The following is a 25932-nucleotide window of genomic DNA, read 5'->3' on the forward strand; positions in this document are numbered from 1 at the left end:
AGGATGCAGTTGGACCTTAGTGTTGATCGATCTCAACGTCATCTTGCAAAGGGGGAGTCCATATAAGTGTTTCCCTAACGAACGCAGGGATCGTCGAGCGGCACCTCTCGCGGCCTCAGCCGTCGCGAGAGGGTGTCCACGGCGATGTTCAGTGCGGCGGTGACCAACAGCAAGAAGAAGGCCACGTCGAACATCAGGTAGTCGAAGCCCTCCTCGATGTAGAAGCCCAGGGTGGCGACGCCCAGCATGCCGAGAATTGCCGTTTCGCGCAGGATTACCTCAGCGCGGTAGTAGAGCAGCGCCAGCAGGCCGGGATAGACGCGCGGCAGCAGCTCGTAGGCCAGCCGTCCGCTGGCGGGCAACCCCGGCATGCCAGGATTGATGGCGTCAGCATGGCGCGCTACCAGAAAAGCGATCAGGGCACCGTTATGCAGGGCCAAGGCCAGCCACGCGGGCAGCAGCGACGGGCCGAGCAGCAGCAGGAAGACGAACGCCAGCATCAGCTCCGGCGTCGAACGCAGGAAGATCAGCACGCCATGCCCGGCCAGGCGTGTACCACGATTGCCGAAGTGGCGGCTGGCCAGCGGCCATAGCACCAGCGCCACCGCCAGCGCCCCTACTGTACCGAGCAACCCCAGCAGCAGGGTGTTGCCGATAGCCGCTCCGAGTGCCGGGATCCGCGCCAGCCACTCGACGAGCCCCGCCCAGTCGCCTGCGAGCAGCGCTGCCGGCCAGATATCCTCCGATACGAAGCGCCATAGCAGCGCGCCGTCGACGCTCGGCCAGGGGCCGAGCAGCCAGACGCCGCCCACCAGCAACAGCGGAATCAAGCGCTTGTGCCCCCACCAGGGCAGGCTGGCGATCAGCAGATAGAACAACCACAGCAGGGCGCCGGCCTCGTGGTAGCGCCCCTCGCGAAAGGCGGTTTCGAGATGGAAGCCCAGGGTCGGCAAGCCGACGAAGCCCAGCAGCACACTGGCGCGCAGGCCGCACTCGAAGCGGTAACGGGTATAGGCGGCGAGCTGGGTCCAGGCCAGCGGCAGTTCGGTGTAGACGAAGCGCGCCAGCCGCCCGCTGCCGGGTGGCAGGGCATCGCGTGGCGCAGGCGGGGTCTGCTCGAGGATCTCGGCATAGACCTTGGCGAAGATCCCGGCATAGGGAATCGCTAGCGCCGCCAGGGCGGTGAGCGCCGAAAGGCCGAACACCTGCATGAACAGCAAGGCCCAGAACAGTTCGTGAATGGCGCGCACGAAGGCGCAGCCGGCGCGCACCAGCCGCGAGCGGGCAAACAGCAACGCCAAGGGAAAACCCAGTATTACACCGGCCAGAGTGCCCCACAGCGCCACCGCCACGGTGAGACCCAGCGCCGACAAGGGCGACTCCAGCGCGCCCCAGGCGGGCCAGGCCAGGCCGGCTACCATACGCCCGAGTTCGCCCCAGGGGTCGCGGGTATGGATGGCAAGATCGGCGAACGGCAGCAGCAACACGGCCAGGGCCACCAGGCCCAGGCTGTGTCGGGCGAGGCGCAGGCCGGGCGACGTGCCTCGCCACCAGCCCGTCGCCGACGAGCCGCGGCGCTGCGTCAGGCCATCCCTCACGGGCGCCCCCGGGCACAGGGCAGCGCATCGACGTCCGGCAGGGTCTCGGCATCATCGTCTGGCGGCGGGCGGTGGTCAGGCTGGTCGGCATCGGGGTAGAGTGCGTCCAGCTCGGCCAGGGTGAGTTGGTCGGCGCGTGCATCGATCACCAGGCGGCCGTCACGCAGGCCCCACACGCGGTCGAAGTGGGTCAGTGCCAGCTCACGCTGATGGAGCGCAATCACTGAAGTGGCATGATGACCTTCGATCAGCTCCAGCAGACGCAGCGCCTGGTGGGGGTCGACGCTGGCGACCGGCTCGTCGCCGAGAAACAGTGGACGGGCCTGGTAGAGCGCGCGGGCAATGGCCACACGCTGACGCTGACCACCGGAGAGTTCGCCCACCGGCCGGCGCATCAGGCCGGCCAGGCCCAGCTCGTCGCACAGCGCGGCCACCTCGCGCCAAGGGCCACGCAGGGGGCGCACCAGGTTCCACAGGTTGGCCAGCGCCGAGTGCTCCGGCAGCCGGCCCATGAAAACGTTGTGATAAACGGCGAGCTGCGGTACCAGGCCGTGGTGCTGCGGGCACCAGGCAACCTGGTGACCGAGCCGAGTGCGCAGCTTGCCGAGCAGCGTCGACTTGCCGGCACCGCTCTGGCCGAGCAGGGCAACCCGCTCACCCTCATGCAGGGCCAGAGACAGGTGCGGCAGGGCGATGTGTTCGCCATGTCCCAGGTCTTCGCCATCGAAGCGAACCAGCAGTCGACGTTGCTCTCCCTCCATCAGCGCAGCAGGCCGAGCGCTTCGGCCACCTCCTCGACGGGGGCGTAGAGGTCGTTGTCGGCGGGGATGAACGCCTCGCGGGGGAAGGTGGCGAGCAGCGCCGGGTTGTCCATCTCCAGAAACGCCGCCTGGACCTCGTCGCTGAAGCCCTCGCCGAAGCGCTCGTCGGCGTCGCCGCGCAGGGTCCAGTTGTAGTCGGGATAGGGCGGCGTGGCCCAGATCACGTCCACCTTGTCGGTATCCACCCGGCCATCCTCCACGGCGGCTTCCCACACCGTGTAGTTGACCGCCCCGATGTCGTAGGTGCCGGCCTCCACCAGCGCAATGGTGCGCGAGTGGTCGCCGGAGTAGCCGACCCGCGAGAAGAGGTCCTCCGGAGGTGTGTCGTCGAAGCGCTGGCGCAGGAAGTGTTCCGGCATCAAGCGACCCGAGGTGGAGGTGCGCGAACCGAACGTCAGGCTCATGCCTTCGATCTCGTCGGGCAGCTCATCGGCACGTTCGAGGCCGGTGGACTCGTGGGCGATGAAGTAGCTGACGAAGGCGTCGTCCTCGCTGCCCTGGGCCAATGCCTGCGAGCCCGGCACCAGCCGGCGCGCCTGCACGCCCGAGAGGCCGCCGAACCAGGCCAGCTGCACCTGGTCGTTGCGGAAGGCAGTGACCGCAGCGCTGTAGGACTTCACCGGTACGTACTCCACCTCGACGCCGAGGCGCTCCTCCAGGTAATCGGCCACCTTGGAGAAGCGCTCCACCAGGCGCGCCTGGTCCTCGTCGGGAATGGCGGTGAAGCGGAAGGTCTCGGCGGCGGCTGCCGGCGAGAGCAGCGCTACGGCGAGAGCGGAGAGTGCGATCCGGCGCATGGTGGTTCCTTGAGATAGAAATCGAGGGAGAGGCGGCTATTGTTGTAGGCCAACGCGGCGCTGGCAAGTCGAGCACTGTGCCGCCCCGTGGGAAATGACTCTGTCTGAAATTTTTTTAGTAATATTTCAAAATTAATAGCCATTTTTTCGACTAAAGGCGCATGTTTCGCTCGCTGCGTTTGCCTAGAATGTAGTGAATTCATCAATGTCAGACATTTTGCTGACCAACGGATTGCTCGCTGTCCGCAAGGGAGTGTACCTGCATGCATGCCTTGACCCTGTTGTCGTTCCTGTTCTTTACCGGCCTGGTGGCCTTCATCACCTGGCGCCTGACCCGGCGCGACGATCATGAGAGCACCAGCGGCTATTTCCTCGCCGGCCGCTCGTTGACCTTTCCTCTGATTGCCGGCTCGCTGCTGATGACCAACCTCTCCACCGAGCAGATGGTAGGGCTCAACGGGGCGGCCTTCAGCGACGGCCTGAGCGTAATGGCCTGGGAGGTGGTGGCGGTCATCGCCCTGGTCGCCCTGGCGTTGTTCTTCCTGCCCCGCTTCCTGCGCAGCGGCATCGCCACCCTGCCTCAGATGCTGCTGATCCGCTTCGATGCCGGCACCCAACTGATCTGTAACGTCATCTTCCTGATCGCCTATGCGGTAATCCTGCTGCCGATCATTCTCTACTCCGGCGCCATGGGGCTGCAGGGCATGCTCGATCTCTCCGGCCTGACCGGGATCGAATCGCAGACGCTGCTGCTGTGGCTCACGGTCTGGGTGGTGGGAATCATCGGCTCCATCTACGCCCTGTTCGGCGGGCTGCGCACCGTAGCCGTGTCGGACACGCTGAACGGCGTCGGATTATTGGTCGGTGGCTTCGTCATCGTCTACTTCGGCCTGCAGGCGGTCAGCGGGGACGGCGGCCTGCTCGAAGGCTGGAATATTCTCAAGGAGAGCGATCCGCAGAAGCTCAACTCGATCGGCGGCTCCGAACAGCAGGTACCGTTCTCCACCCTCTTTACCGGTGTGTTCCTGATCAACCTCTTCTACTGGACCACCAACCAGCAGATCATCCAGCGTACCTTCGCCGCCAAGAACCTCGCCGAGGGCCAGAAGGGCGTCCTGCTGACCGGCTTCTTCAAGCTGCTCGGCCCGCTGTATCTGGTGCTGCCGGGTATCATCGCCTACCACCTCTATGCCGATCAGGGCATTCAGGCCGACGAGGCCTACGGCCACCTGGTGTTCAACGTGCTGCCGCCCTATCTCACAGGTTTCTTCGCCGCGGTAATGGTGGGCGCCATCCTGTCGTCGTTCAACTCGGCGCTCAACAGTACCACCACCATCTTCAGCCTGGGGCTCTATAAAGGCGTGCTCAACAAGGAGGCCAGCGAAGAGCAGGTGGTCAGGTCGGGCAAGGTATTCGGCTGGATCATGGCCTTTGTCACCATGACCATCGCGCCGCTTCTGGCCGGCCAGGAAAGCCTGTTCGGCTACCTGCAGAAAATGAACGCCATTTATTTCATCCCCATCCTCGCGGTAGTGATCGTCGGCCTGCTCACCAAGCGGGTGCCGCCGATGGCGGCCAAGATTGCCCTTGTTGGCGGCTGTTTGCTGATCGCCGCAGGCTATTTCGTGCCGCCGTTCGATCGGCTTCCGCTGGTCATGCACGAGTTCCATTTCGTGGCCGGCGTGTTCGGGTTGCTGGTGGTCCTGATGCTGGTGATCGGCAAGCTACGCCCGCGCGAGACGGACTGGGTGCACGAGGACAGCGGCGCCGTCGATCTCACGCCCTGGCGCGGTGCCGTGCCCGTGGGGCTCTTGCTGGTGGCGCTGGTGGTCATCATCTACGCGACCTTTGCCGGCGGTTGAGGCTGGGCGCGCAGAGGCGGGTCGTCAGGCTCGCCTCTTTTTTACTGCGAGGTCAAATGTCTGACATTTGTGGCGGCATTGTTTATAGTCGTTGCACTATCTCATCTTCAAGGTCTGGCTCGGAGGGCTGCAATGACACTGGCTTCGCTGCCTCGTCACCAGGGCGGGGCCGATGGTCTGGCCAGGCTGCTGGGCCAAGCGCTGTTGGCGGGATACTGGCACCCTGGCGAGACGTTTCCCCGCGAACGCGACCTCTGCGAGCATTTCGAGGTCAGCCGCAACCAGGTGCGTAGTGCCCTGGCGACCCTGGTTGCCCTCGGCCTGATCGAGCGCACTGCGGGGCGCGGCAGCCTTGTCTGCGAGATAGGCGAATGGCATCTGCTCGATCCGCTGGTGAGCGCGTGGATGGCCGATATCGAAGCGCCCGACCCCCAACTGCTGCGCGAGATCTTCGCCTTTCGTTATTCGGCGGAGCCGGCCGTTGCTCGCCTGGCTGCCCGGGCTGCCGAAGCGGAAGATCTCGAACGCCTAGAAGCGGCCTACCAGGGCATGCAGCGTACCGCCGGCAGGCCGGAGGAGAGCGCGCAGCATGCGGAGCACGACGTGGCCTTTCACGAGGCCGTCTATCGCGCCAGCCACAACTTGGTGTGGCGCCAAATGGGCCATCTGCTGAAACCCTCGATCGTTGCTCTGATCCAGCGCTCCCAGGCCCCTCTTCAGCCTCAGCGAGACGGCCTGGGGGATAGCCTGGCGCGTCATGGTCGGCTGCTCGAGGCAATCCGTCACCGCGATGCGGACGCAGCCGAGGCGGCCGCCACCGATGTGCTGCGGCGTACTGCCGTCGACCTGGGTATCGTCGCCGATGCAGAGGCTGGATCCGCCTGGCGCCGCTAGCCGAATTCCCCGTTCATGCCAAGGAGCGTTCCGAATGAAGATCACTCGACTCAAGACCTGGCAGGTGCCGCCGCGCTGGCTGTTCCTCAAGATCGAAACCGACGAGGGCTGCTACGGCTGGGGCGAGCCGGTCATCGAGGGCCGCGCCGCCACCGTGGAGGCGGCGGTGCACGAGCTTGCCGACTACCTGGTCGGTCAGGACCCACATCGCATCGAGCACCTGTGGAACACCCTTTACCGTGCCGGCTTCTATCGCGGCGGCCCCATCCTGATGAGCGCCATCGCCGGCATCGACCAAGCGCTGTGGGATCTCAAGGGGCGCGACCTGGGCGTGCCGGTGCACCAGCTGCTGGGCGGCGCCGTGCGCGAGTGTATGCGCATGTACGCCTGGACCGGCGGCGATCGTCCCGGCGACGTGGGGGCCGGCGCCCGGGCGCTGGTCGAACGCGGCTTCACCGCCTTCAAGATGAACGGTACCGCCGAGATGCAGATCGTCGACTCGCACCGCAAGGTCGACGGGGCGGTGGCGCGAGTGGCCGAGGCGCGCGAAGCAGTCGGCCCTGAGGTGGGTATCGCCATCGATTTCCATGGCCGGGTGCACCGCCCCATGGCCAAGGCGCTGCTGCGCGAACTGGAGCCGTTTCACCCGATGTTCGTCGAGGAGCCGGTAGCGCCCGAGCATCTGCCTGCGCTCAAGCATATTGCCGGTGGCCTCGGCTACCCGCTGGCCACCGGCGAGCGGCTGCACACCCGCTTCGAGTTCCGCGACCTGCTCGCCGACGGCATGGTCGACATCATCCAACCCGACCTCTCCCACTGCGGCGGCATCAGCGAGGGGCTCAAGATCGCCACGCTGGCTTCGGCCCACGACGTGGCCCTGGCGCCGCATTGTCCGCTCGGCCCGTTGACCCTGGCGGCGTCGCTGCAGCTGGATGCGGTGAGCCATAACGCCTTCATCCAGGAGCAGAGCATGGGCATTCATTACAACCAGGACAATGACGTGCTCGACTACCTGGTCGACAAGTCGGCGCTGGCCATCGAGGAGGGCTTCTGTGCGATTCCTCAGGGGCCGGGGCTCGGCGTGGAGATCGACGAGGCGTTCGTCGAGGAGCGGGCCAAGGTGGGGCATCGCTGGCGCAACCCGGTATGGAGCCATGAAGACGGCTCCATCGCCGAATGGTGAGGGGGTGGCCATGAGCGAAGCAATGCAAGAGCGGCTGGCGTGGATCGCCGTGGACTGGGGCTCGAGCAACCTGCGCGCCTGGGCCATGGACGAGCGCGGCGAGGTACTGGCACGGGGCAGCAGCGACAAGGGCATGCTGGCCCTGGCACAGGAGGACTATGAGCCCGCACTGCTCGAGACGGTCGGCGACTGGCTGCCCGCTTCCGGCCGCGTGCCGGTGTGGGTCTGCGGCATGGCCGGCGCCCGCCAGGGCTGGCAGGAGGCGGTTTATCTGCCGGTGCCGGCGCGCCTGGGCGAGCTGGCGCGGGCTGCCGTGGCGCCTGCAGTTGACGAGCCGCGACTGGACGTTCGCCTGCTACCCGGGCTCTGCCAGCATGCCGACCCCGCAGGGCGTGCCTTCGACGTGATGCGCGGCGAGGAGACTCAGTTGGCCGGCCTAGTGGCCCGGGAGCCCGGCTTCACGGGCTTGGTCTGCCTGCCCGGAACTCACGCCAAGTGGGCCTGGCTGGAGGAGGGGGCGGTCACACGCTTCGCTACCCACCTGACCGGCGAACTCTATCGCCTGCTGGCAAGCCAGTCGGTGCTCAAGCATTCCGTGGCCGACGCCGAGCTCGATGCGCCTGGCTGTCGCGAAGCGTTCGTCGCTGCGGTACGCGATGCACATGCCGAACCCGGGCGCTTCGGTCAGCAGCTGTTCGGCCTGCGTGCCGCCGACCTGCTCGACGATGCGCTGCCCAGCGGTGCGGCGCGGCATGCCCGTCTGGGGGCTCGCCTCTCGGGGCTTACCATTGGCCTGGAACTCTCCGGCATGCGTCACGACCTGTCCGGCGCAGCCGTTACCTTGATCGGCAGCGAGGCGCTGTGTAACCGCTATACGCTGGCCCTGGAGGCGCTGGGGCACGACAGTCGCCGCCTCGATGGCGAAGCGGCAGTGCTGGCCGGCCTCGGGCTGGCGCAGGCCGACCAACGTCGTCAGAAAGGAGGTAACTTATGACCCTGCCCTTGATCGGCATCTTACGCGGCGTTACCCCCGACGAGGCGGTCGCGGTGGGCGAGGCGGTACTCGCTGCCGGCATTACCGCGCTCGAAGTGCCGCTCAACTCGCCCGAGCCGCTGGAAAGTATCCGGCGTCTGGTCGAATCCTTGGGCGAGCGTGCGCTGGTGGGCGCCGGTACCGTGCTCAACACGGACCAGGTGAGAGAGGTGCATGCCGTCGGCGGGCGGCTGGTGGTGTCGCCCAACTGCCGCCCGGCCGTGATCGAGGAGACCCGACGCCTGGATATGCAGAGCTGGCCCGGCGTGTTGACACCTTCGGAGGCTTTCGACGCGCTCGAAGCCGGCGCCACCGGCCTCAAGCTGTTTCCTGCCGTTCAGGTGGGCATCGAGGGGATGAAGGCGTTACGGGCCGTACTGCCGGGCGATACCCGCCTCTATGCCGTGGGGGGCATCGGTGCGGAAGACTTTGCCGCCTGGCGTGCCGCCGGTGTGGCCGGTGCCGGCCTGGGAAGCGCTCTCTATCGCCCTGGGCAGGCGCCCGAGCAGGTGGGCCAGCAGGCACGGGCGCTGGTGGCGGCCTGGCAGGCCGCCGACAGTGGGGCTGGTGCCTGATGCATTCGCGTCACGCGGCGTTCAGCCTCGGGGCGGGTAGCGGGTGTCGCGCAGGCTATCCTTGATCTTCTTCAGGTGGGGCAGGAAGTCCTCGCCGCGGCGCAGGGTAACGCCAGTGGCCAGCACGTCGATCAGGGTGAGCTGGATCATGCGCGAGGTCATCGGCATGTAGACGTCGGTGTCCTCCGGCGTCGGAACCTCGAGCGTCTCTGTGCACTCCGCGGCCAGCGGCGATGCCGGGGCGGTGATGCCCAGTACCACGGCACCGCTCTCGCGCGCCAGTTGGGCGATATCGACCAATTCCCGGGTGCGGCCGGTCCAGGAGATGACCACCACCACGTCGCCGGTATGGCAGGCGGAGGCGACCATGCGCTGCATCAGCACGTCGACGTAGGAAGTAACCGGCAGGTTGAAACGGAAGAACTTGTGCTGGGCATCCTGGGCCACGGCGCCGGAGGCTCCCAGGCCGAAGAAGTGGATCTGCTTGGCCTGGATCAGGTAGTCCACCATCCGCTCGATGCGGGCCGGGTCGAGCGTGCGGCTGGCTTCGTCCAGGGCGGCGATGGTGGCGCCGAAGATCTTGCGCGTGTAATCCGCCGCCGCATCGCCGGGCTCTACCGACTGGCTGACGTAGGGCGTGCCGCCGGCCAGGCTCTGGGCTAGCTTGATCTTGAAATCGGGATAGCCCTTGGCATGGAAATTACGGCAGAAGCGATTGACCGTGGGTTCGCTGACCGACGCCGCCTGGGCCAGACTGGCGATGCTCAGGCCGGTGGCCCGAGCCGGATCGGCGAGGATGACGTCTGCTACCTTGCGCTCGGAGCGGTTGAGCTCTTCGAGGCGTTGACGAATCCGTTGCAGCAGGTCGTGGGCCATGGTGGTTGAGACTCTCCTGAAATGATGATGTAGTGATTTAACAACATGGTCGCCGGCTATCCTAGCGCGGAGTGTCGGCCGGGCGCGAATCCAGGTATAGGAAGAACCGATTTTGAGTGTAATATTACAAAAAATCGGTTGATGGAAAGCCGTTTTTTACGTATTTTTTGTGTAAATTAACCAGATGGGGGCGGTCATGAATGCAACCAAGCGGTCAGAGGAAGAGAGTCGGCCGGTCATCGATCTTGCGCTGTTTGGTGCCTTGGGCGACCTGTCGCTGCGCAAACTCTATCCGGCGCTCTATCACCTCGACCGCGAGGGCCTGCTGCATGACGATACGCGCATCCTGGGGCTGGCCCGCCAGGAACTGAAGCCCGATGCCTTTCGTCGGCAAATTGCCGACACCCTGCAGACCTACGTCAAACCTGCGGAACTCGACCGTGAGGCCGTCAAGCGTTTCATTGCGCGTCTCGATTACCTGCAGCTCGATTTCGCCACCGCCGAAGGCTATCGCAGTATTACCGAGTGGCGTGAGGCCGTGCGCCACGACACCGTCGTCTGCCCCTTGGTCGTCTACCTGGCGGTGCCGGCGAGCCTGTACGGCGACATCTGTCGCAATCTTCAGGCCGGCGAGTGCCTCGACGAGCTCTCCCGCGTGGTGGTCGAGAAGCCGATCGGCTACGACTTCGAATCCTCCTGCGAGATCAACGACGCCATTGGCGAGGTGTTCCAGGAGTCCCAGGTCTATCGCATTGACCATTACCTGGGCAAGGAGACCGTCCAGAACCTGATTGCGCTGCGCTTCGCCAATCCCCTGTTCGGCACCCAGTGGAACCAGAACCACATCTCCCACGTCGAGATCACCGTCGCCGAGCAGGTCGGCATCGAAGGGCGCTGGGGCTACTTCGATCGTGCCGGTCAGCTGCGCGACATGGTGCAGAACCATTTGCTGCAGCTGGTCTGCCTGATCGCCATGGATCCGCCGGCCAACCTGGATGCCGACGCCATCCGCGACGAGAAGGTCAAGGTGCTCAAGGCGCTGCAGCCCTTCAGCGAGACCAAGCTCAACCGTGACGTGGTGCGTGGCCAGTACATCGCCGGCACCATCAAGGGCAAGGGGGTGCCTGGCTACCTGGAGGAGGAGGGCGCCAACCGCGACAGCGAGACCGAGACCTTCGTGGCCATGAAGACCGGCGTGTCGAACTGGCGTTGGGCGGGAGTGCCGTTCTATCTACGCACGGGCAAGCGCATGCCGGAGAAGCTGTCGCAGATCGTCATTCATTTCCGCCAGCAGCCGCACTACATCTTCGATCCGGATCAGCGCAACCTGGCGGCCAACAAGCTGATCATCCGCCTGCAGCCCGACGAGGGCATCGCCCTCGAGGTACTGACCAAGGACAGCGGCCTGGATCGGGGCATGCGTCTGCGCCGCGGTCCGCTGCACCTGGATTTTGGCAGTGCCTTCCCACAGACGCGGATACCCGATGCCTACGAGCGACTGCTGCTCGAGGTAATGAAAGGGCAGCAGTACCTGTTCGTGCGCCGCGACGAGGTGGAGCATGCCTGGCACTGGTGCGATAGCCTGATCGCCGCCTGGAAGGAAATGGGTGAGCCGCCGCGGCGCTACCCGGCCGGCTCCTGGGGGCCGGTAGCTTCCATCGCCATGATCACCCAGGATGGGCGCAGCTGGTACGAGGACTACTGATATGACCCAAGCGAATGCCAGGCCGCGCGAGCAGCTCGCCGCGCAGCTCGCCGAAGCCACCAGTGAAGCGTTGCGCCAGGACCTGGCGCAGCAGGAGCGGGCCCTGCTGGTACTTTCCGGCGGCTCGACGCCGGTGCCTTACTTTCAGGCCCTTTCCCGGCAGGAACTGCCCTGGGAGCGGGTCGACGTGACCCTGGCCGACGAGCGCTGGGTGAGCGAATCGGACGAGGCGAGCAATGCGCGCCTGGTACGCCAACACTTGCTGCAGGGCAAGGCGGCGGCGGCCAGCTTCGTCTCCCTGACGACCGACGACGAGACCCCCGAGCAGGGCGTCGAGGCGGCCACCCGGCGCATCGAGGCGCTGTCCTGGCCCGCCAGCCTGGTGGTGCTAGGCATGGGCGGAGACGGCCATACCGCCTCGCTGTTTCCCGACAGCCGCGAGCTGGAGCTGGGACTGACCACCGATGCCCCGGTGCTGGCCGCACGCACGCCCAGTCAGCCCCAGGCGCGCATCACCCTGAGCGCCGACCGACTGCACCAGGCGCGACGCCACGTGCTGCACATCACCGGCGACGACAAGCGCAGCGTGCTGGCCCGGGCCATGTCCGGCGACGACTCGCGTGAGCTGCCGATCCGCGCCTTTCTTTCCTGCCCGCTGGCCATTTACTGGGCCCCCTGAACTGGAGTTGCTCATGACCATCGACAAACAGCTGCCGTCCACACGCATCACCGAACTCGACAGCATTTGCCTCAAGGCCGAGGTCATCCCGGTGCTGGCCATCGAGCGGGTGGAGGATGCCGTGCCGCTGGGCCGCGCCCTGGTCGAGGGCGGGCTCACGGTGCTGGAAGTGACCCTGCGCACCGATTGCGCCCTCGAGGCGATACGTCGTCTGAAGGAGGCACTGCCCCAGGCCAGCATCGGCGTGGGCACCGTGCTGACGCCGGCCCAGTATCGTCAGAGCGAGCAGGTGGGTGCCGATTTCGTGGTGACCCCGGGCACCACCGAGGCGCTCTATCGCTATGGCGTGAGCAGCCCGGTGCCGATGCTGCCCGGTGTCGCCACGGTGTCCGAGCTGATGACCGGCTGGCAGTATGGCTACCGCCGCTTCAAGTTCTTCCCCGCCGAGGCCAGCGGCGGCGTCAAGGCCTTGAAGGCCTTCGCCGGCCCGATTCCCGAGGCGCGCTTCTGTCCCACCGGCGGCATCACACTCGACAACGCCGAGGACTACCTGGCGCTGAAGAACGTGATGTGCGTGGGTGGCTCCTGGTTGACGCCGAAGTCCCTGGTCGATGCGGAGGACTGGACCGGTATTCGACAGCTCGCCAAGGAAGCCGCCCAGCGCTTCCATCACTGAGCGTCGGCTTCGTAACGAACCTCGTTGTGCTCTCTCGACAGCCCGTTGCTGTCTTTGTGCCCGGCCTCTCGGCCGGGCTTTTTTGTCAACCGAGTCAGGCACCATGATCGAATCTGGGAAGTCCTGCTTGGCGTGAGGGAGATGATGCTGAACGCGAAAGCGCCGGTTCATGCCGCAATCATGGCGTATGAACCGGCGCTTCGCTCGTAGTCGTGGTGGTATCAGGCGTTGGCGGCAACCGCGACCGGTGCCGCGCCGCGCTTGATCGCAGCGTAGCCCAGACCGGTAACCAGCGAGCCGGCGACGATGGCGCCGAGATAGAGCACTACCGGGGTGATGGCGTTGGGGATCAGCAGCACGAAGATGCCGCCGTGGGGGGCCATCAACTGGGCGCCGACCAGCATGGAGAGGGCACCGGTGATGGCGCCGCCCAGCATGCACGCCGGGATCACCCGCAGCGGGTCCTTGGCGGCGAAGGGAATGGCGCCCTCGCTGATGAAGCACATCCCCAGCACGAACGACGCCTTGCCCGCCTCACGCTCCGGTTCGGAAAACTTGTGACGCGCGACGAAGCTGGCGATACCCATGCCGATGGCCGGTACCATGCCGGCGGCCATGATCGCCGCCATCGGCGCGTAGGTCTGGGTTGAGAGCAGGCCGACACCGAAGGTGTAGGCGGCCTTGTTGACCGGTCCACCCAGGTCGAAGCACATCATGGCGCCGAGCAGGATGCCGAGCAGCACCGCATTGGCCGAACTCATGGCGGCGAGGAATTCGGTCAGGCCGGCGAGAATGGCCGCCACCGGCTCGCCGATGACGTAGATCATGGTCAGGCCGGTGACCAGGCTGGCGATCAGCGGAATGATCAGGATCGGCTTGAGCGACTCGACGCTCTTCGGCAACTTGACGTGCCGGGTCACGGCCAGCGCCACGTAGCCGGCGAGGAAGCCGGCGAGAATGCCACCGATGAAGCCGGCGCCGATCTCCGCTGCCAGCATACCGCCGATCATGCCCGGGGCGATCCCGGGGCGGTCGGCGATGGAGTAGGCGATGTAGCCGGCCAGTACGGGAATCATCAGGGCGAAGGCGGTGCCGCCGCCGATCTGCATCAGCGCCGCGGCCAGCGTACCCTCCTGTTCGAAGGCCTCGATGCCGAACACGAAGGAGAGCGCGATCAGCAGGCCGCCGGCCACCACCATGGGAAGCATGAACGAGACGCCGGTGAGCAGGTGCTTGTAGATCCCCTTCTCCTTGAGGCTCTTGCTGGCCTCGCGCTTGCCGACAGCGCTGCCGGCTTCTTCTACCTCGGCCTCGGCCAGCGCCGCCTCGATGGTGGGGCGCGGCTTCTTGAGCGCATTGCCGGTAGAGGTGCGGTAGATGCGCTTGCCGGCGAAGCGGGTCGGATCAACCTCGATGTCGCAGGCCAGTATCACCACGTCGGCCGCGGCGATCTCCTCGTCGGTCAGCTTGTCCTGGGCGCCCACCGAGCCCTGGGTCTCGACGCGAATCGCATGGCCCAGGCTCTTGCCGGCCTCGCTCAGGGCCTCGGCGGCCATGAAGGTGTGGGCCACGCCGGTCGGGCAGGCGGTCACGGCGACGATCTTGCTGCCACCGGCTGCTGTCGCGATGGGCGCGCTGGCGGCGGGCGGGGTATATTCGCCGGCTTCACGCTGGGCGCGAGTGAGAAAGGCCTCGGGGTCGGGCAGTGCCTCGTCGATGGTGGCCTGGAACAGGCGCTTGCCGCGGAAGCGCTCGGCCGCTGGGACCTGCTCGGCGGCGACCACGACCAGCTCGGCATCGGCAACTGCCTGGGCCGAGACGGGCTCGACGGGCTCGAGCTGGCTGTGCATCTCGACGCTGGGCTGCCAGCCGAGACGGCGGGCGGCCTGCTCGAGGCGGCGAGCGGCGAGGAAGGTGGTAGCCATGCCGCTGGGGCAGGCGGTGACGATGATCACGTTCATGCAAGGGCTCCCCCTGCGTCGACGTCGTTGAGGCGACGCACGCGGGTCTGTTGTTGGATGTGAGCGAAATCGTCGGCACGGGCGTTGCCCACCCCGACGTGGCGAACCGATTCGGCGGAAAGCGCGGTGGCCAGGCGCAGCGCCTGTTCCGGCGGGTGGCCCGACAGCACACCGTGCAGCAGGGCGGCGAGCAGGGTGTCGCCGGCGCCCACGGTACTGGCCACTGCCAGGTGCGGCGGTATCGCCTGCCAGGCGCCGCGGCGGCTGACCCACAGCACGCCGGCGGGGCCGGCGGAGACCACGGCCTCCTCGACACCGGCCGCGTAGAGTCGCAGCGCCGCCTTTAGCCGAGCCTCGGCGGTTTCGAGGCTTTCGCCGGCCCAGGTGGCGAGCTCCTGCTCGTTGGGCTTGACCGCGGTGGGGCGGGCATCGATAGCCAGGGCGAGGGCTTCACCGCTGGTATCGATCCATACCGGCAACCCGGCGTCACGCAGCCTCGCGGTCAACCCGGCAAGACTATCTGCTGCGACGCCCGGCGGCAGGCTGCCGGCGATCACCACTGCATCGGGACGGCGCCGGGGATCACCGATGCGCGTGTCGAGACCGTCGAGCAGACGCTGCCAGTCCGCAGTATCAATTGCCGCGCCGGGGCCGTTGATATCGGTGACGCGACCGTCGGCCTCGGCGAGCTTGGCGTTGATGCGCGTCTCGCCGGGCACACGAAGGAAGGCATCCTCCACCTTCATAGCCTCGAAGGCGCGCAGGAAAGGGCCGTCGTTGTCGGCACCGAGGAAGCCCGACACCGTCACGTCGTGGCCAAGCTCGGCCAGCACACGGGCCACGTTGACGCCCTTGCCGGCCGCCGTCAGGTGGGTCTCGTGGGTGCGGTTGACCTCGCCCGGTACCAACCGCTCCAGGCTCACGGAAAGATCCAGCGCCGGGTTGAGAGTAAGGGTGAGCACGCGGGCCATCAGCGTGCCTCCAGGGCGTCGCGAACCGCCTCGCTGGTCGCCTGGCCCAAGGCCAGCTCGGCCTGGGCGCGGGCCTCGTTCAGGCCGAACTCGCGCAACCTGGCCTTGACCAGCGGCACCTGTCGCGCGCTGACCGAGAGCTCGTCGACGCCGAGGCCGACCAGTACCGGCACGGCCAGGGCATCGCTTGCCAGTTCACCGCAAACCCCGACCCATTTGCCGTGGGCGTGGGCCGCCGCCACGGTCATCTCGATCAGGCGAAGCACCGCCGGGTGCAGGCCGTCGGCTTGGGCCGAAAGGACGGGGTGGTCGCGATCGATGGCCAGGGTGTACTGGGTCAGGTCGTTAGTGCCTATCGAGAAGAAGTCGACCTCGGGGGCCAGCGTCGGCGCCAGCAGTGCCGCCGAAGGCACCTCGATCATCACGCCGAGCTGTACGTCCGTGGCACGCTCGGTCGGGGGAATCTCGTCGACCAGACGGTCGAAGACGGCTCGTGCGGCACGGAACTCGCCGACATCCTTGACCATCGGCAGCATGATGCGCAGCGGTCTTGGCGTTCCTTCCGCGTCGGGGGCTGCGGCCAACAGCAGCGCGCGCAGCTGGGTCTCGAGCACTTCGGGGCGGGTCAGCGTCAAGCGGATGCCGCGCAGCCCGAGGAAGGGGTTGTCTTCCTTGGGCACCGGCCAGTAGGGCAGCGGCTTGTCGCCGCCCACGTCGAGAGTACGGGCGACCAGTGGGCGTCCTTTCAGGGCGTCGAGCGCCTCGCGATACTCGGCGATCTGTGTATCGAGGTCCGGTTCCTGGGCATGGGCCATGAACAGGAATTCGGTGCGCAGCAGGCCGACGGCCTCGGCACCGCGCTCTACGGCGTCGGCCGCGTGTGTCGTGTTGCCCAGGTTGGCGGCCACCTCGACGCGATGGCCATCGCGACAGCGTGCCTCCTCGAAGCGTGTCTTCCAGGCTTCGGCCTCGCGCTGTTGGCGCTCGGCCAGGCGCTGCTCGGCAGCGGCGCGGCGCTCGGCGGAAGGCGCCGGAGTCACGCGGCCGCGCTCGCCGTCGAGGATCAACTCGCTGCCGTCCGCCAGGGTCAGCACCCGTTCGCCGGCACCCACCACGGCGGGAATGCCCAGCGCCCGGGCCAGTATCGCACTGTGTGCGGTGGCGCCGCCGCGGGCGGTGAGCAGTCCGCGCACCCTGCGCGTATCGAGCCGCGCCACGTCGGATGGGCCGATGTCGTCGGTTACCAGGATGTAGGGCGTTTCCGGCGGCTCCGGCAGGCTCACGTTGCACAGAATGCCGAGCACGCGGCGGCCGACGTCGCGCAGGTCGGCGGCGCGCTCGGCGAGCAGGCGGTCTGCGAGCATCTCCTGGGCGTGGGCGGCGGTCTCGATGGCCTCCCACCAGGCGGCCTCGGCGGAACGACCCTCATGGATGCCTTCACGGGCCGCCTCGAACAGCTCGGGATCTTGCAGCATCTCCTCGTGCATGGAGAGGATCTGTGCCACCTCGCCGCCGCGGGCTTCGCTCTCGAGCGCCTCGAGCTGGGCCACACCCTCGACGATGGCGCTCTGCAGCCGCCGCTGCTGCTCTGCCGGGTCGGCGGCGCGTTCGGGATAGTCGAAGCGCGGCGTCTGCAATACGAAGACCGGCGCAATGGCGAGCCCAGGTGAGGCAGCCACGCCAGGATGCGGCGTATTGTCGGGCAGCGGCTCGGCGGGCGCGGCGTCGGCCTGCGGCACGATGCGCTCGCGGCTCTCGTCGAAGGGCATGACCTGTTCGCCGAGACCATCGGCTACGGCTCGGCACACGGCGTCGAGCGCCTCGGCGGCGTGCTCGCCCTCGGCGGAAAAGGCCAACTGCTGGCCGCGCCGGGCGCCGAGATTGATCACCTTGGTCAGGCTGGTTGTCGGTACCGCAGCGCCGCCGCCTTCGGCCAGGCGCACATGGATGGGGATGCCCTGCCGGCGGGCCACCTGTACCAGTTGCTTGGCCGGACGAGCGTGCAGGCCGTGGGCGTTGAGTACGCGGGCGAGCCGGGTGTGAGCGGTGGCCGACTCACCGGCCAGCCGTGCCAGTACGGTGGCGGCGTCGGCGCTGGACAGCTCGGCGGCGCCGCTGTCGAGCAGTGCCAGGATTCGCTCCAGCAGGCCGCGGTGGGCGTCGCCTTGGGCGGCCAGGCAGAAGACGCCTTTCACCGTTTCGCCGCCGCTCACGAGTTCCGCTTCGGGCGTGGCCAGTGCCAGTGCCGGGATTTCCACACCCTGCCCACTCGTGGCCAGCCACAATCCCTGGCCGAGCCGGGCCAGCTCGCGCTCGGCCACCGCGGCGACGAAGCCGTTGCCAACACAGCCGAGCTGACGCAGCCGGGCGGCACCGGCCAGGGCCAGCTCGCGGGCGTCGCGAGCGGGAAAGCCGAGGCACAGGGTTTCGGCGTCCAGGCGCGCCTCCACCACCGCTTTCGAGAGCAGAGCAGCCACCTCGGCGGTCGAGCGGGCCTCGGCCAGGCGCTGGCCGACGCTGTCGTCATCGAGCACGTGGGTGAGCTGGCGCAGGATGTCGAGATGCTCATCACTCTGGGCGGCGATGCTCACCAGCACGTGGACACGCTGGCCGTCGTGCCACTCGACACCGCTCGGAAACTGCAGCACGCGCACGCCCGTGACGTGAACATGCTCGCGACTCTCGGGGGTGCCGTGGGGAATGGCGATGGCATTACCGAGATAGGTGGAGGATTGGGTCTCGCGCTGAAACAGGCCATCGCGGTAGGCGGGGGCGGTCAGCCCCGCCTGTTGCAGCGACTCGGCGGCCTGCTCCAGCGCGGCGCGCCAGTCGGCTGCCTGGCAGTCGAGGCGGATGTCCTCGGGGCGTAGCGTGAGCATCTGTTATCTCCTGATAAATAGGCGACTTGCAGCTTTCGAGCAGGCTTGGCCACTGGCAGCAGATTATGCTGAATCGTGTCACCTTTCTTGTTTATCATGCTGGATCGATTCATTTGGTTTCGCAAGTCGCTATTACTTAGACTTTCGCAGGGGGCGGGGCAGGCCATGTGTGGCGTAGAATCGGCCTTGGCACATTGAGGGATACCATGACACTAGCCGAAATCGCCCGACTGGCAGGGGTCTCGCGCACTACCGCCAGCTACGTCATCAACGGCAAGGCCGCCGAGCGGCGTATCAGCCAGGACACCGTCGACAAGGTGATGGCGGTGGTGCGCGAGCACCGTTACCGGGTTGATGCCCAGGCTGCGGGGCTGCGGCGCGGCTCGAGCCGTACGCTGGGGCTGATCGTTCCCGACCTGGAGAACGTCAGCTATGCGCGCCTGGCCAAGCGGCTGGAGCGCGGTGCTCGCGAGCAGGGGTATCAATTGTTGATCGTCGGTTCCGACGACCAGCCGGATACCGAGCGCGACTTGGCGCTATCGCTGCGTGCTCAGCGCTGCGAGGTACTGATTACCGCCAGTTGCCTGCCGATGGATGATCCGTTCTACACGGAGTTGTTGCAGGATGGCCTGCCGGTCGTGGCGGTCGACCGCGGCTTCGATCCGCAGCGCTTCGCCAGCGTGGTGAGCAACGATCGCGAAGCCGCCGAACAACTTACCCGCTCGATGCTCGACGACTCGGTGAAGCGCATCGCCTGGCTGGATGCGGTGCCGGCGCTCTCCATCAGCCGTGAGCGGCGGGCCGGCTTCCAGCAGGCGCTGGCGGGACATGGCGCCGAAGCGCTGGTCTATGGCGCCGAGCGCTATGATCGGGCTGATGGCGCTCAACTGATGCGTCAACTGCTCGACCGCCACGGCCTTCCGGATGCCGTGGTCACGGCCTCCTATACCCTGCTCGACGGCGTATTCGACGTGCTGCTGGAAGAGGGCGGCCTGCCGCAGACGCTGCGCATGGCGACCTTCGGCGACAGCCGGCTGCTGGATTTCCTGCCACTTCCGGTCAATTCGGCGGTGCAGGATCATGACCGCATGGCGTCGATGGCGCTGGCCTGTGCCTTGGCGGCGTCGCAGGGCAACTACCGCGTGGGGCAGCAGGTCGTGCCGCGAACCTTGAGGCGCCGGCTGCCGATCAGGCTCGCATCATGAATTGCCTAGCCTCGCAGCCGGGCCAGATCCTCCCGATCGGGCAGGGCGGCATAGGCGCCGGGCCGGGTCACGGCATGGGCGCCGCAATTGGCTGCGGTACTCAGGGCACGCCTCAGGAAGCTCTCGTCCTGATGCCAATCCCCCTTCGGATCCTCGAGGCGGCCGGCGAGCTCGGCCAGTAATCCACCGATAAAGGCGTCGCCGCCGGCGGTGGTATCCACCGCCTCGACCTTCGGTGGGGCATGGTGCAGCTCCCTGCCCACTCCCACGGCGCGTACCTCGCCGGGGCCATCGGTGATCACCAGCAGCTTGACGCCGGCGGCGAGCCGCTCGGCCAGCCAGGCGTCGGCCGGGTGGTCGGCGCGCAGGTAGTCGAGCTCATCGGTCGACAGCTTGACCAGGCCGGCGCGGTCGATCAGTTGAGTGACCAGGGCGATGTCGGCGTTGCCGCCGGCCCAGAGATTATGGCGCAGGTTGGCATCGACGCTGACCAGGCAGCCGGCTCGGTCCGCCATGTCGGCCATGGCCAGCGTGGTATCGGCGATCTCGGGCTCGGTGAGGCTGTTGCTGCAGAAGTGAACGATGGCGGGATCGGCGAACACGCCGGGCGGCAGGTGCTCGAGGCGATAGAGCAGGTCTGCAGCCGGTGGGCGGTAGAAGTCGAAGGTACGCTCGCCGTCGGCATCGCGGGAAACGAAGGCCAGCGCCGTGCGCGCCTCGTCGGTGCGCACCACGCCGGAGAGGTCGACGCCATGGGCGGCAAGCTCCGCGGCGAGGAAGTCGCCGAAGTGATCCTCGCCGAGCATGCCGAGAAAGCGACTGGGCACACCCAGGCGCGCACAGGCCACCGCCACGTTGGCCGGCGCGCCGCCGGCATAGGGCGTAAAGGTTTCGGGGGCGTCGCCGCCCTGGTCGCCGAGCCGGCTGGAGAGCATGTCGACCAGGGCTTCGCCGAAGGCGATGATCGGTGTCATGAGACATCCTCAAGTGACAGGGTGGTTCCCAGCAAGTGCTGTGCGCCGGGTACCAGCCATACCGGGTCGAGGCGGGTATTGGCCGACTCCACGCAGAGAAAACGGCGCGCGGCGGCGGGCGAAGTGTCATCGGGCGGTGTCTCGCCCGGGTGCCACACTACCGCCGAATCGCTGCCCTGGCGGGCGATGCGCAGGCGGCGCTGGCCGTCGTCGAGAATCACCTCGGCGTTGCTGTGGTAGATGCGGTCGAGCCCGCCGCGCACGGCCAGCTCACCCTGCTGGTCACGCTCGGCGAAACCGGCCAACTTGTCCAGGTAGCGAGCACCGCTCAGCCCTTCGGCGCGGCAGGCGAAGCTGTCAAGCACGGCCAGATAGCTGTGCAGCGCGCCGCTGAGTTTGATCGGTGTCTCGCCGACATGCTCGGTGATCAGTTCCACGTGCAGGCGCCGGGCGTTGGCCTGGATCACGGCGCGGGGGATCAGCTGGCTGTGCAGGCGTTCGCTGGGCGAGAGATGCAGCTCGACCCCGCCCTCGTGCTCATCCACCGCTTCCAGGCGCCACTGCGCCTTGCGCGCCGGGCCGTGCATGGGGCCGGAGCGATCCGGGCTCTCGTCAGCGCCGCGCTCGTCGGCAAACCATGGCCAGCACAGCGGGATGCCGCCGCGAACGGCGCCGGGCAGTGCCTGGGGCGTGGGCGTGACCCAAAGCCAGCCCCCAGGCACCAGCGCCTCTTCTCCTTCGCCCGGGCTGAGAGTGGCGCCACTGTCGCGCGCGGCATCGGATGCGTTAGTACGCGTGGTTACGGATGCGCTAGAGAGGGGCGTGGCTTCGGACGTCGGTCGCGAGCCTTCGGCTTGCGCGGGGTCGGGCGCAGGTAAAAAGTGAAGCACCTGGGCGCCCTGCAGGCAGACGGCCAGCTCCCCCCAGGGTTCGCGTGCCAGCCATACGCGGCGACCGGCCCATTCGCATTCGCGCTGACCGTCGGTTTCGTCGAGCAGGGCTCGCAGGCTTTGCGGAATCATTCGTTCTCCTTCGTCATTCCACTTCTTCGTTGCGCAGGGCCTCGGCGGCGCCCAGCAATCCCGGCCACGGAGCGATAACCACCTGTACCGGGATGGCGCGGGTATAATCGCTCATGCGGCCCTTGGCGATGAAGGCGTCGACGAAGCGACTCTGCGGCAGCCAGTCCAGCAGCCGCGGCAGGATGCCGCCGCACAGGTAGACCCCGCCGCGCGCGCCCATGGTCAGCGCCGCATCGCCGCAAACGTCCCCGAGGATCTTGAGAAACCGCAGCAGGGTATCACGGGCGATGACATCGCCGCCCGCGGCGGCGGTGACCTCGGCCGGTGTCTGGTAGGCGGGGTTGGCGCCCTTCAACGAGCAGTGCGCCAGGTAGAGGTCGAGCAGCCCCTGGCCGCACAGGATGCGTTCCACCGAGACCCGTCCATAGCGATTGCGGAAATGGCGCAGCAGGTTCTGCTCGCGCTCGTCGGTGGGGGCGAAGGTGACGTGGCCGCCCTCGGTAGAGAGCGGAATCCAGGCTCTACGACCTGGAAAGATGCCGCCCACGCCGAGCCCGGTGCCTGGGCCGATCACAAGGCAGGCGGCGTGTTCGCGCGCAACGCCCGGCTTGATCTCGACCAGCTCGTCGGATGCCAGGTGCGGTACGCCCAAGGCCTGGGCGGTAAAGTCGTTGATGACCTTCAGCCGCTCGAGGCCGAGCGCCGCCTGTGCTTCGCGGCGGGAAAACGACCAGTGGTTGTTGGTCATCGTGACCCGGTCGTCGCCGATAGGGCAGGCGAAGGCCAGGCACGCCTCGCGAGGCGGTGCGTCGGCATCCAGCCCGACCCGGGCCAGGTAGTCGCGCACCGCCTCGACCAGGCCGGGATAGTCGGCGCAGGGCAGCGTCAGGATGTCATGGGGCTCGAACTCGCCGGGAGTGACCAGGGCGAAACGGGCGTTGGTGCCACCGATGTCACCGATCAGGGCCGGTCGGGTCATTGGTCCTCCTGCTCGATCTTCTCCAGCTCTCGCGACAGGACCTCGGCCTCGAAGCCGCCGAACACGCCGGCGCCCAGCTCGGCGCCGGCCGCCAGATGGCGGAAGCTGCCGAACAACTCACGGCCGAGGCCGAAGTGATAGCGCTCCAGGTTGGGCTCGATGACGCTGCGGCCGGCGAATTCATTGGCGTCGACCACGGCAGTCAGTTCGCCGCGCTCGGCGTCCAGGCGCACCACGTCGCCATCGCGCAGCCGCGCCAGCGGACCACGGTCGATGGCTTCCGGTGTGACGTGGATGGCGGCGGGTACCTTGCCCGAGGCGCCCGACATGCGCCCGTCGGTGACCAGCGCCACCCTGTAGCCGCGGTCCTGCAGCACGCCGAGGAAAGGCGTGAGCTTGTGCAGCTCGGGCATGCCGTTAGCCTTGGGACCCTGGAAGCGCACCACTACCACCACGTCACGGTCGAGTTCGCCGGACTCGAAGGCGGCCTTGACCTGATTCTGGTCGTCGAAGATGCGCACCGGCGCCTCGACGATCCGGTTGGCCTGCTTGACCGCTGAAATCTTGATCACGCCGCGGCCGAGGTTGCCATCGAGCACCACCAGCCCGCCCGTGGGAGCGAAAGGATCGGCGACCGGGCGCAGCACGTCGCGATCGAGGCTCTCCGTCGGCCCTTCGCGCCAGACCAGCTTGTCGTCCTCCAGGAACGGCTCCTGGGTATAGGCGGTGAGGTCGGTGCCGAAGACGGTGGGAATGTCTCCATGCAGCAGCCCGGCGCCGAGCAGCTCTCGGATCAGCAGGCTCATGCCGCCGGCGGCCTGGAAATGGTTCACGTCGGCGCTGCCGTTGGGGTAGATTCGCGTCATGCTCGGCACCACCGCCGAGAGCGCGGTGAAGTCGTCCCAGTTGATGGTAACGCCGGCCGCGGCGGCCATCGCCACCAGGTGCAGGGTGTGATTGGTCGAGCCGCCTGAGGCCAGCAGGCCGATCATGGCGTTGACGATCGCACGCTCGTCGATCTGCTTGTAGAAGGGACGGTAGTTGCCGCTCTGTTCGGTATTGCGCACCGCCTGTTCCGCGGCGTAGCGGGTCAGCGCCTCGCGCAGCGGCGTGCCCGGGTTGACGAAGGAGGCGCCGGGCAGGTGCAGGCCCATCATCTCCATCATCAGTTGGTTGGAGTTGGCAGTGCCATAGAAGGTGCAGGTGCCGGGGCTGTGATAGGAGCGCGACTCGGCCTCGAGCAGTTCCTCACGCCCCGCCTTGCCCTCGGCATAGAGCTGGCGCACGCGGGCTTTTTCGTCGTTGGGCAGGCCGCTGGGCATGGGGCCGCCGGGAACGAACATCGCCGGCAGGTGGCCGAAGCGCGCCGCGCCGATGAACAGCCCCGGCACGATCTTGTCGCAGATACCCAGGTAGAGGGCTGCGTCGAACATGTTGTGGGAGAGCGCCACGGCGGTGGCCATGGCGATCACGTCGCGCGAGAACAGCGACAATTCCATGCCCGGCATACCTTGGGTGACGCCATCGCACATGGCCGGCACGCCGCCGGCGAACTGGGCGGTGCTGCCCATGCCTCGGGCGGCCTGCTTGATGATCTCGGGGTAGCTTTCGAACGGTCGGTGGGCCGAGAGCATGTCGTTATAAGACGAAACGATCCCCAGGTTGGCGCTGTTGGTCAGCTTGAGGCGGTCCTTGTCGCCGGCATGATCGCAGCCGGCGAAACCGTGGGCCAGGTTGCCGCAGGAAAGCTCGCCGCGATGCACGCCCTGCTGGTGCTGTGCGGCCATGTGCGCCTCGTAGAGCTTGCGACGCCCGCGCGAACGTTCGCGAATACGGTCGGTCACCTGCTCGACGGTGGGGTTTAGTGCGGTGGGGCGAGCCATGAGAGCACCTCGCGTCGTTGGGTGATGGATGTAAATTTACACAATTGTCTCCCATCGCATGGCAAATTTGAAGGCGCCTGGCCGAAAGTATGTAGTTTTATTACGGCGATGGAAAAGAGTTGGTGGGTCTGGGCACAATGTAGGCGGCCGTCGGCGAGTTGTCAGCCGACGCTTCGGTTACCTTCCTGACAGGAACGCCATGTCCGAGCTGATTCTCAAGCGGCTGCCTGCCATCGAGGCGGTGGCGGCTACGCCATGGAATGCGCTGATCGGCGATGACCATCCCTTCCTGCGTCATGAATTCCTGCATGCACTGGAGGCGAGCGGGGCGGTGGGCCGTTCGACCGGCTGGGTGCCGAATCATCTGACGCTGTGGCGTGGCGACGCCCTGGTGGGTGTCATGCCGCACTACCACAAGTACCACTCCTACGGCGAATACGTGTTCGACTGGAGCTGGGCCGATGCCTGGGAGGGCGCCGGCGGACGCTACTACCCCAAGGGGCTCACGGCGATTCCGTTCTCCCCTGTGCCGGGTCCGCGGTTGGCGCTGGCAGGCGACGTCGATCCGCTGGCTGCGCGAGAGGTGCTGGCCGAGGCGTGGGAGGACAGTACGCTGTCGGGCTGGCACCTGCTGTTCGCCGCGGATGAAGAGGTCGACGCCTGGCTCGCGGCTCGGCCTACGCTGCTGGTGCGTCACGGCGTGCAGTTCCAGTGGCAGGACCGCGGCTACGGCGACTTCGAGGGTTTCCTGTCCGCCCTGACGGCAAAGCGGCGCAAGACGATCCGTCGTGAACGCCGGCGAGTAGCCGAGCAGGGCCTGAGCCTGCACCGTCTGGCCGGCGAGGCAATCGGCGAGCGCGACCTCGAGCACTTCTTCCGCTGCTACGAGATCACCTATCTCGAACGCGGACGCCGCGGCTATTTCAGCCTCGATTTCTTCCGCCGTCTGCACCGCGCCATGCCGGAAGCGCTGCTGCTGATACAGGCATGCCTCGACGGCCAGCCGGTGGCCGCCGCGCTCTGTCTGCAGGGCAGTCGTACCCTCTACGGGCGCTACTGGGGCAGCGAGGTGCTGGCCGACTGCCTGCACTTCGAGGCGTGTTACTACCAGGGCATCGAGCATTGCCTGGCCCATGGTCTGACCTGCTTCGATCCCGGCACGCAGGGTGAACACAAGCTCACGCGGGGCTTCGCTCCCAGGCGGCTGCGCTCGCTGCATCATGTTGCCGATTCAAGGCTGCGCGATGCCCTGACGCGCTTTTGTGACGAGGAGCGTGACCACGTCGACGCTTATTGCCGGGCAGCCGAGCGCGCCCTGCCGTTCAGGGCGTGAGACGGGCTGGGGAAGATGGCATAATG

General features: G+C 67.0%; 21 protein-coding genes. 10 read left to right on the forward strand and 11 right to left on the reverse strand.

The features are described 5' to 3' along the window. Positions 1-74: 74 nt before the first annotated feature. From HBJ55_RS14950 to HBJ55_RS14960, 3 genes are read right to left on the reverse strand one after another with little or no spacing between them, the layout of a single operon-like run. On the reverse strand, positions 75-1598 hold the full coding sequence (locus HBJ55_RS14950) for a PhnE/PtxC family ABC transporter permease (RefSeq protein ID WP_338072031.1): 1524 nt from the start codon (positions 1596-1598) through the stop codon (positions 75-77). Beyond that, complete coding sequence (locus HBJ55_RS14955) at positions 1595-2359, reverse strand: ATP-binding cassette domain-containing protein (protein ID WP_167116532.1); 765 nt, start codon at positions 2357-2359, stop codon at positions 1595-1597. Before HBJ55_RS14955 ends, HBJ55_RS14950 begins: the two co-directional genes overlap by 4 nt. Continuing rightward, positions 2359-3216 carry a putative selenate ABC transporter substrate-binding protein gene (locus HBJ55_RS14960; RefSeq protein WP_167116535.1) on the reverse strand — a complete coding sequence of 286 codons (858 nt, stop codon included), beginning with the start codon at positions 3214-3216 and terminating at the stop codon, positions 2359-2361. The genes HBJ55_RS14955 and HBJ55_RS14960 overlap by 1 nt, the downstream gene beginning before the upstream one ends. A 263-nt stretch (positions 3217-3479) precedes the next feature. Here HBJ55_RS14960 and HBJ55_RS14965 point away from each other — a divergent pair, with 263 nt between their 5' ends. The 5 genes from HBJ55_RS14965 (at position 3480) to HBJ55_RS14985 (ending at position 8763) form a co-directional block, all read left to right on the forward strand. Beyond that, positions 3480-5078 (forward strand): solute:sodium symporter family transporter, encoded by a 1599-nt coding sequence (locus HBJ55_RS14965; RefSeq protein WP_167116538.1) that lies wholly within the window; start codon positions 3480-3482, stop codon positions 5076-5078. 132 nt (positions 5079-5210) lie between these two features. Continuing rightward, positions 5211-5972 (forward strand): FadR/GntR family transcriptional regulator, encoded by a 762-nt coding sequence (locus HBJ55_RS14970; protein WP_167116540.1) that lies wholly within the window; start codon positions 5211-5213, stop codon positions 5970-5972. Positions 5973-6006: 34 nt separating this feature from the next. Further along, positions 6007-7155 carry a galactonate dehydratase gene (gene dgoD, locus HBJ55_RS14975; RefSeq protein WP_167116544.1) on the forward strand — a complete coding sequence of 383 codons (1149 nt, stop codon included), beginning with the start codon at positions 6007-6009 and terminating at the stop codon, positions 7153-7155. 10 nt (positions 7156-7165) lie between these two features. After that, positions 7166-8149: a 2-dehydro-3-deoxygalactonokinase gene (locus HBJ55_RS14980; protein ID WP_167116546.1), complete on the forward strand. Its 984-nt coding sequence runs from the start codon at positions 7166-7168 to the stop codon at positions 8147-8149. Continuing rightward, positions 8146-8763, forward strand: coding sequence for a 2-dehydro-3-deoxy-6-phosphogalactonate aldolase (locus HBJ55_RS14985; RefSeq protein WP_167116549.1), 618 nt, complete (start codon positions 8146-8148; stop codon positions 8761-8763). The genes HBJ55_RS14980 and HBJ55_RS14985 overlap by 4 nt, the downstream gene beginning before the upstream one ends. Before the next feature lie 21 nt (positions 8764-8784). Here the strand turns inward: HBJ55_RS14985 and HBJ55_RS14990 are convergent, their stop codons facing one another. Beyond that, positions 8785-9639, reverse strand: a complete 855-nt coding sequence (locus HBJ55_RS14990) for a MurR/RpiR family transcriptional regulator (RefSeq protein ID WP_167116552.1) — start codon at positions 9637-9639, stop codon at positions 8785-8787. 196 nt (positions 9640-9835) lie between these two features. Between HBJ55_RS14990 and zwf the strand changes: the two genes are divergently transcribed. From zwf to HBJ55_RS15005, 3 genes are read left to right on the forward strand one after another with little or no spacing between them, the layout of a single operon-like run. Next, the gene (gene zwf / locus HBJ55_RS14995; RefSeq protein ID WP_167116555.1) at positions 9836-11344 is read left to right on the forward strand and encodes a glucose-6-phosphate dehydrogenase; all 1509 of its coding nucleotides are present in this window, start codon (positions 9836-9838) and stop codon (positions 11342-11344) included. Between the two features lies 1 nt (position 11345). Then, entirely contained in the window at positions 11346-12023 is a 678-nt protein-coding gene (gene pgl / locus HBJ55_RS15000) for a 6-phosphogluconolactonase (RefSeq protein WP_167116558.1), read from the forward strand. 13 nt (positions 12024-12036) lie between these two features. Further along, positions 12037-12699, forward strand: coding sequence for a bifunctional 4-hydroxy-2-oxoglutarate aldolase/2-dehydro-3-deoxy-phosphogluconate aldolase (locus HBJ55_RS15005; RefSeq protein WP_167116561.1), 663 nt, complete (start codon positions 12037-12039; stop codon positions 12697-12699). A 221-nt stretch (positions 12700-12920) separates the two neighbouring features. On the opposite strand, the gene fruA is transcribed toward HBJ55_RS15005, so the two are convergent. From fruA to ptsP, 3 genes are read right to left on the reverse strand one after another with little or no spacing between them, the layout of a single operon-like run. Further along, entirely contained in the window at positions 12921-14660 is a 1740-nt protein-coding gene (fruA, locus tag HBJ55_RS15010) for a PTS fructose transporter subunit IIBC (protein ID WP_167116563.1), read from the reverse strand. After that, positions 14657-15631: a 1-phosphofructokinase gene (pfkB, locus tag HBJ55_RS15015; protein ID WP_167116566.1), complete on the reverse strand. Its 975-nt coding sequence runs from the start codon at positions 15629-15631 to the stop codon at positions 14657-14659. Before pfkB ends, fruA begins: the two co-directional genes overlap by 4 nt. After that, a complete protein-coding gene (ptsP, locus tag HBJ55_RS15020; protein WP_167116569.1) occupies positions 15631-18510 on the reverse strand; it encodes a phosphoenolpyruvate--protein phosphotransferase in 2880 nt (959 codons plus the stop codon). The genes pfkB and ptsP overlap by 1 nt, the downstream gene beginning before the upstream one ends. A gap of 206 nt (positions 18511-18716) precedes the next feature. On the opposite strand from ptsP, the gene cra reads away from it, so the two are divergent. Then, the gene (cra, locus tag HBJ55_RS15025) at positions 18717-19715 is read left to right on the forward strand and encodes a catabolite repressor/activator (RefSeq protein WP_167116572.1); all 999 of its coding nucleotides are present in this window, start codon (positions 18717-18719) and stop codon (positions 19713-19715) included. A 5-nt stretch (positions 19716-19720) separates the two neighbouring features. Here the strand turns inward: cra and HBJ55_RS15030 are convergent, their stop codons facing one another. The 4 genes from HBJ55_RS15030 to edd are packed head-to-tail and all read right to left on the reverse strand — an operon-like array spanning position 19721 to position 24573. Beyond that, a complete protein-coding gene (locus tag HBJ55_RS15030; RefSeq protein WP_167116575.1) occupies positions 19721-20689 on the reverse strand; it encodes a carbohydrate kinase family protein in 969 nt (322 codons plus the stop codon). Next, the gene (locus HBJ55_RS15035) at positions 20686-21711 is read right to left on the reverse strand and encodes an aldose epimerase family protein (protein ID WP_206022668.1); all 1026 of its coding nucleotides are present in this window, start codon (positions 21709-21711) and stop codon (positions 20686-20688) included. The genes HBJ55_RS15030 and HBJ55_RS15035 overlap by 4 nt, the downstream gene beginning before the upstream one ends. Before the next feature lie 13 nt (positions 21712-21724). Continuing rightward, a complete protein-coding gene (gene glk / locus HBJ55_RS15045) occupies positions 21725-22690 on the reverse strand; it encodes a glucokinase (RefSeq protein WP_167116578.1) in 966 nt (321 codons plus the stop codon). Then, on the reverse strand, positions 22687-24573 hold the full coding sequence (gene edd / locus HBJ55_RS15050) for a phosphogluconate dehydratase (protein WP_167116581.1): 1887 nt from the start codon (positions 24571-24573) through the stop codon (positions 22687-22689). Before edd ends, glk begins: the two co-directional genes overlap by 4 nt. Before the next feature lie 199 nt (positions 24574-24772). Between edd and HBJ55_RS15055 the strand changes: the two genes are divergently transcribed. Next, entirely contained in the window at positions 24773-25906 is a 1134-nt protein-coding gene (locus tag HBJ55_RS15055) for a GNAT family N-acetyltransferase (protein WP_167116584.1), read from the forward strand. Positions 25907-25932: the final 26 nt, after the last annotated feature.

It is taken from the genome of Billgrantia bachuensis (assembly GCF_011742165.1).
Lineage (GTDB): Bacteria > Pseudomonadota > Gammaproteobacteria > Pseudomonadales > Halomonadaceae > Halomonas > Halomonas bachuensis.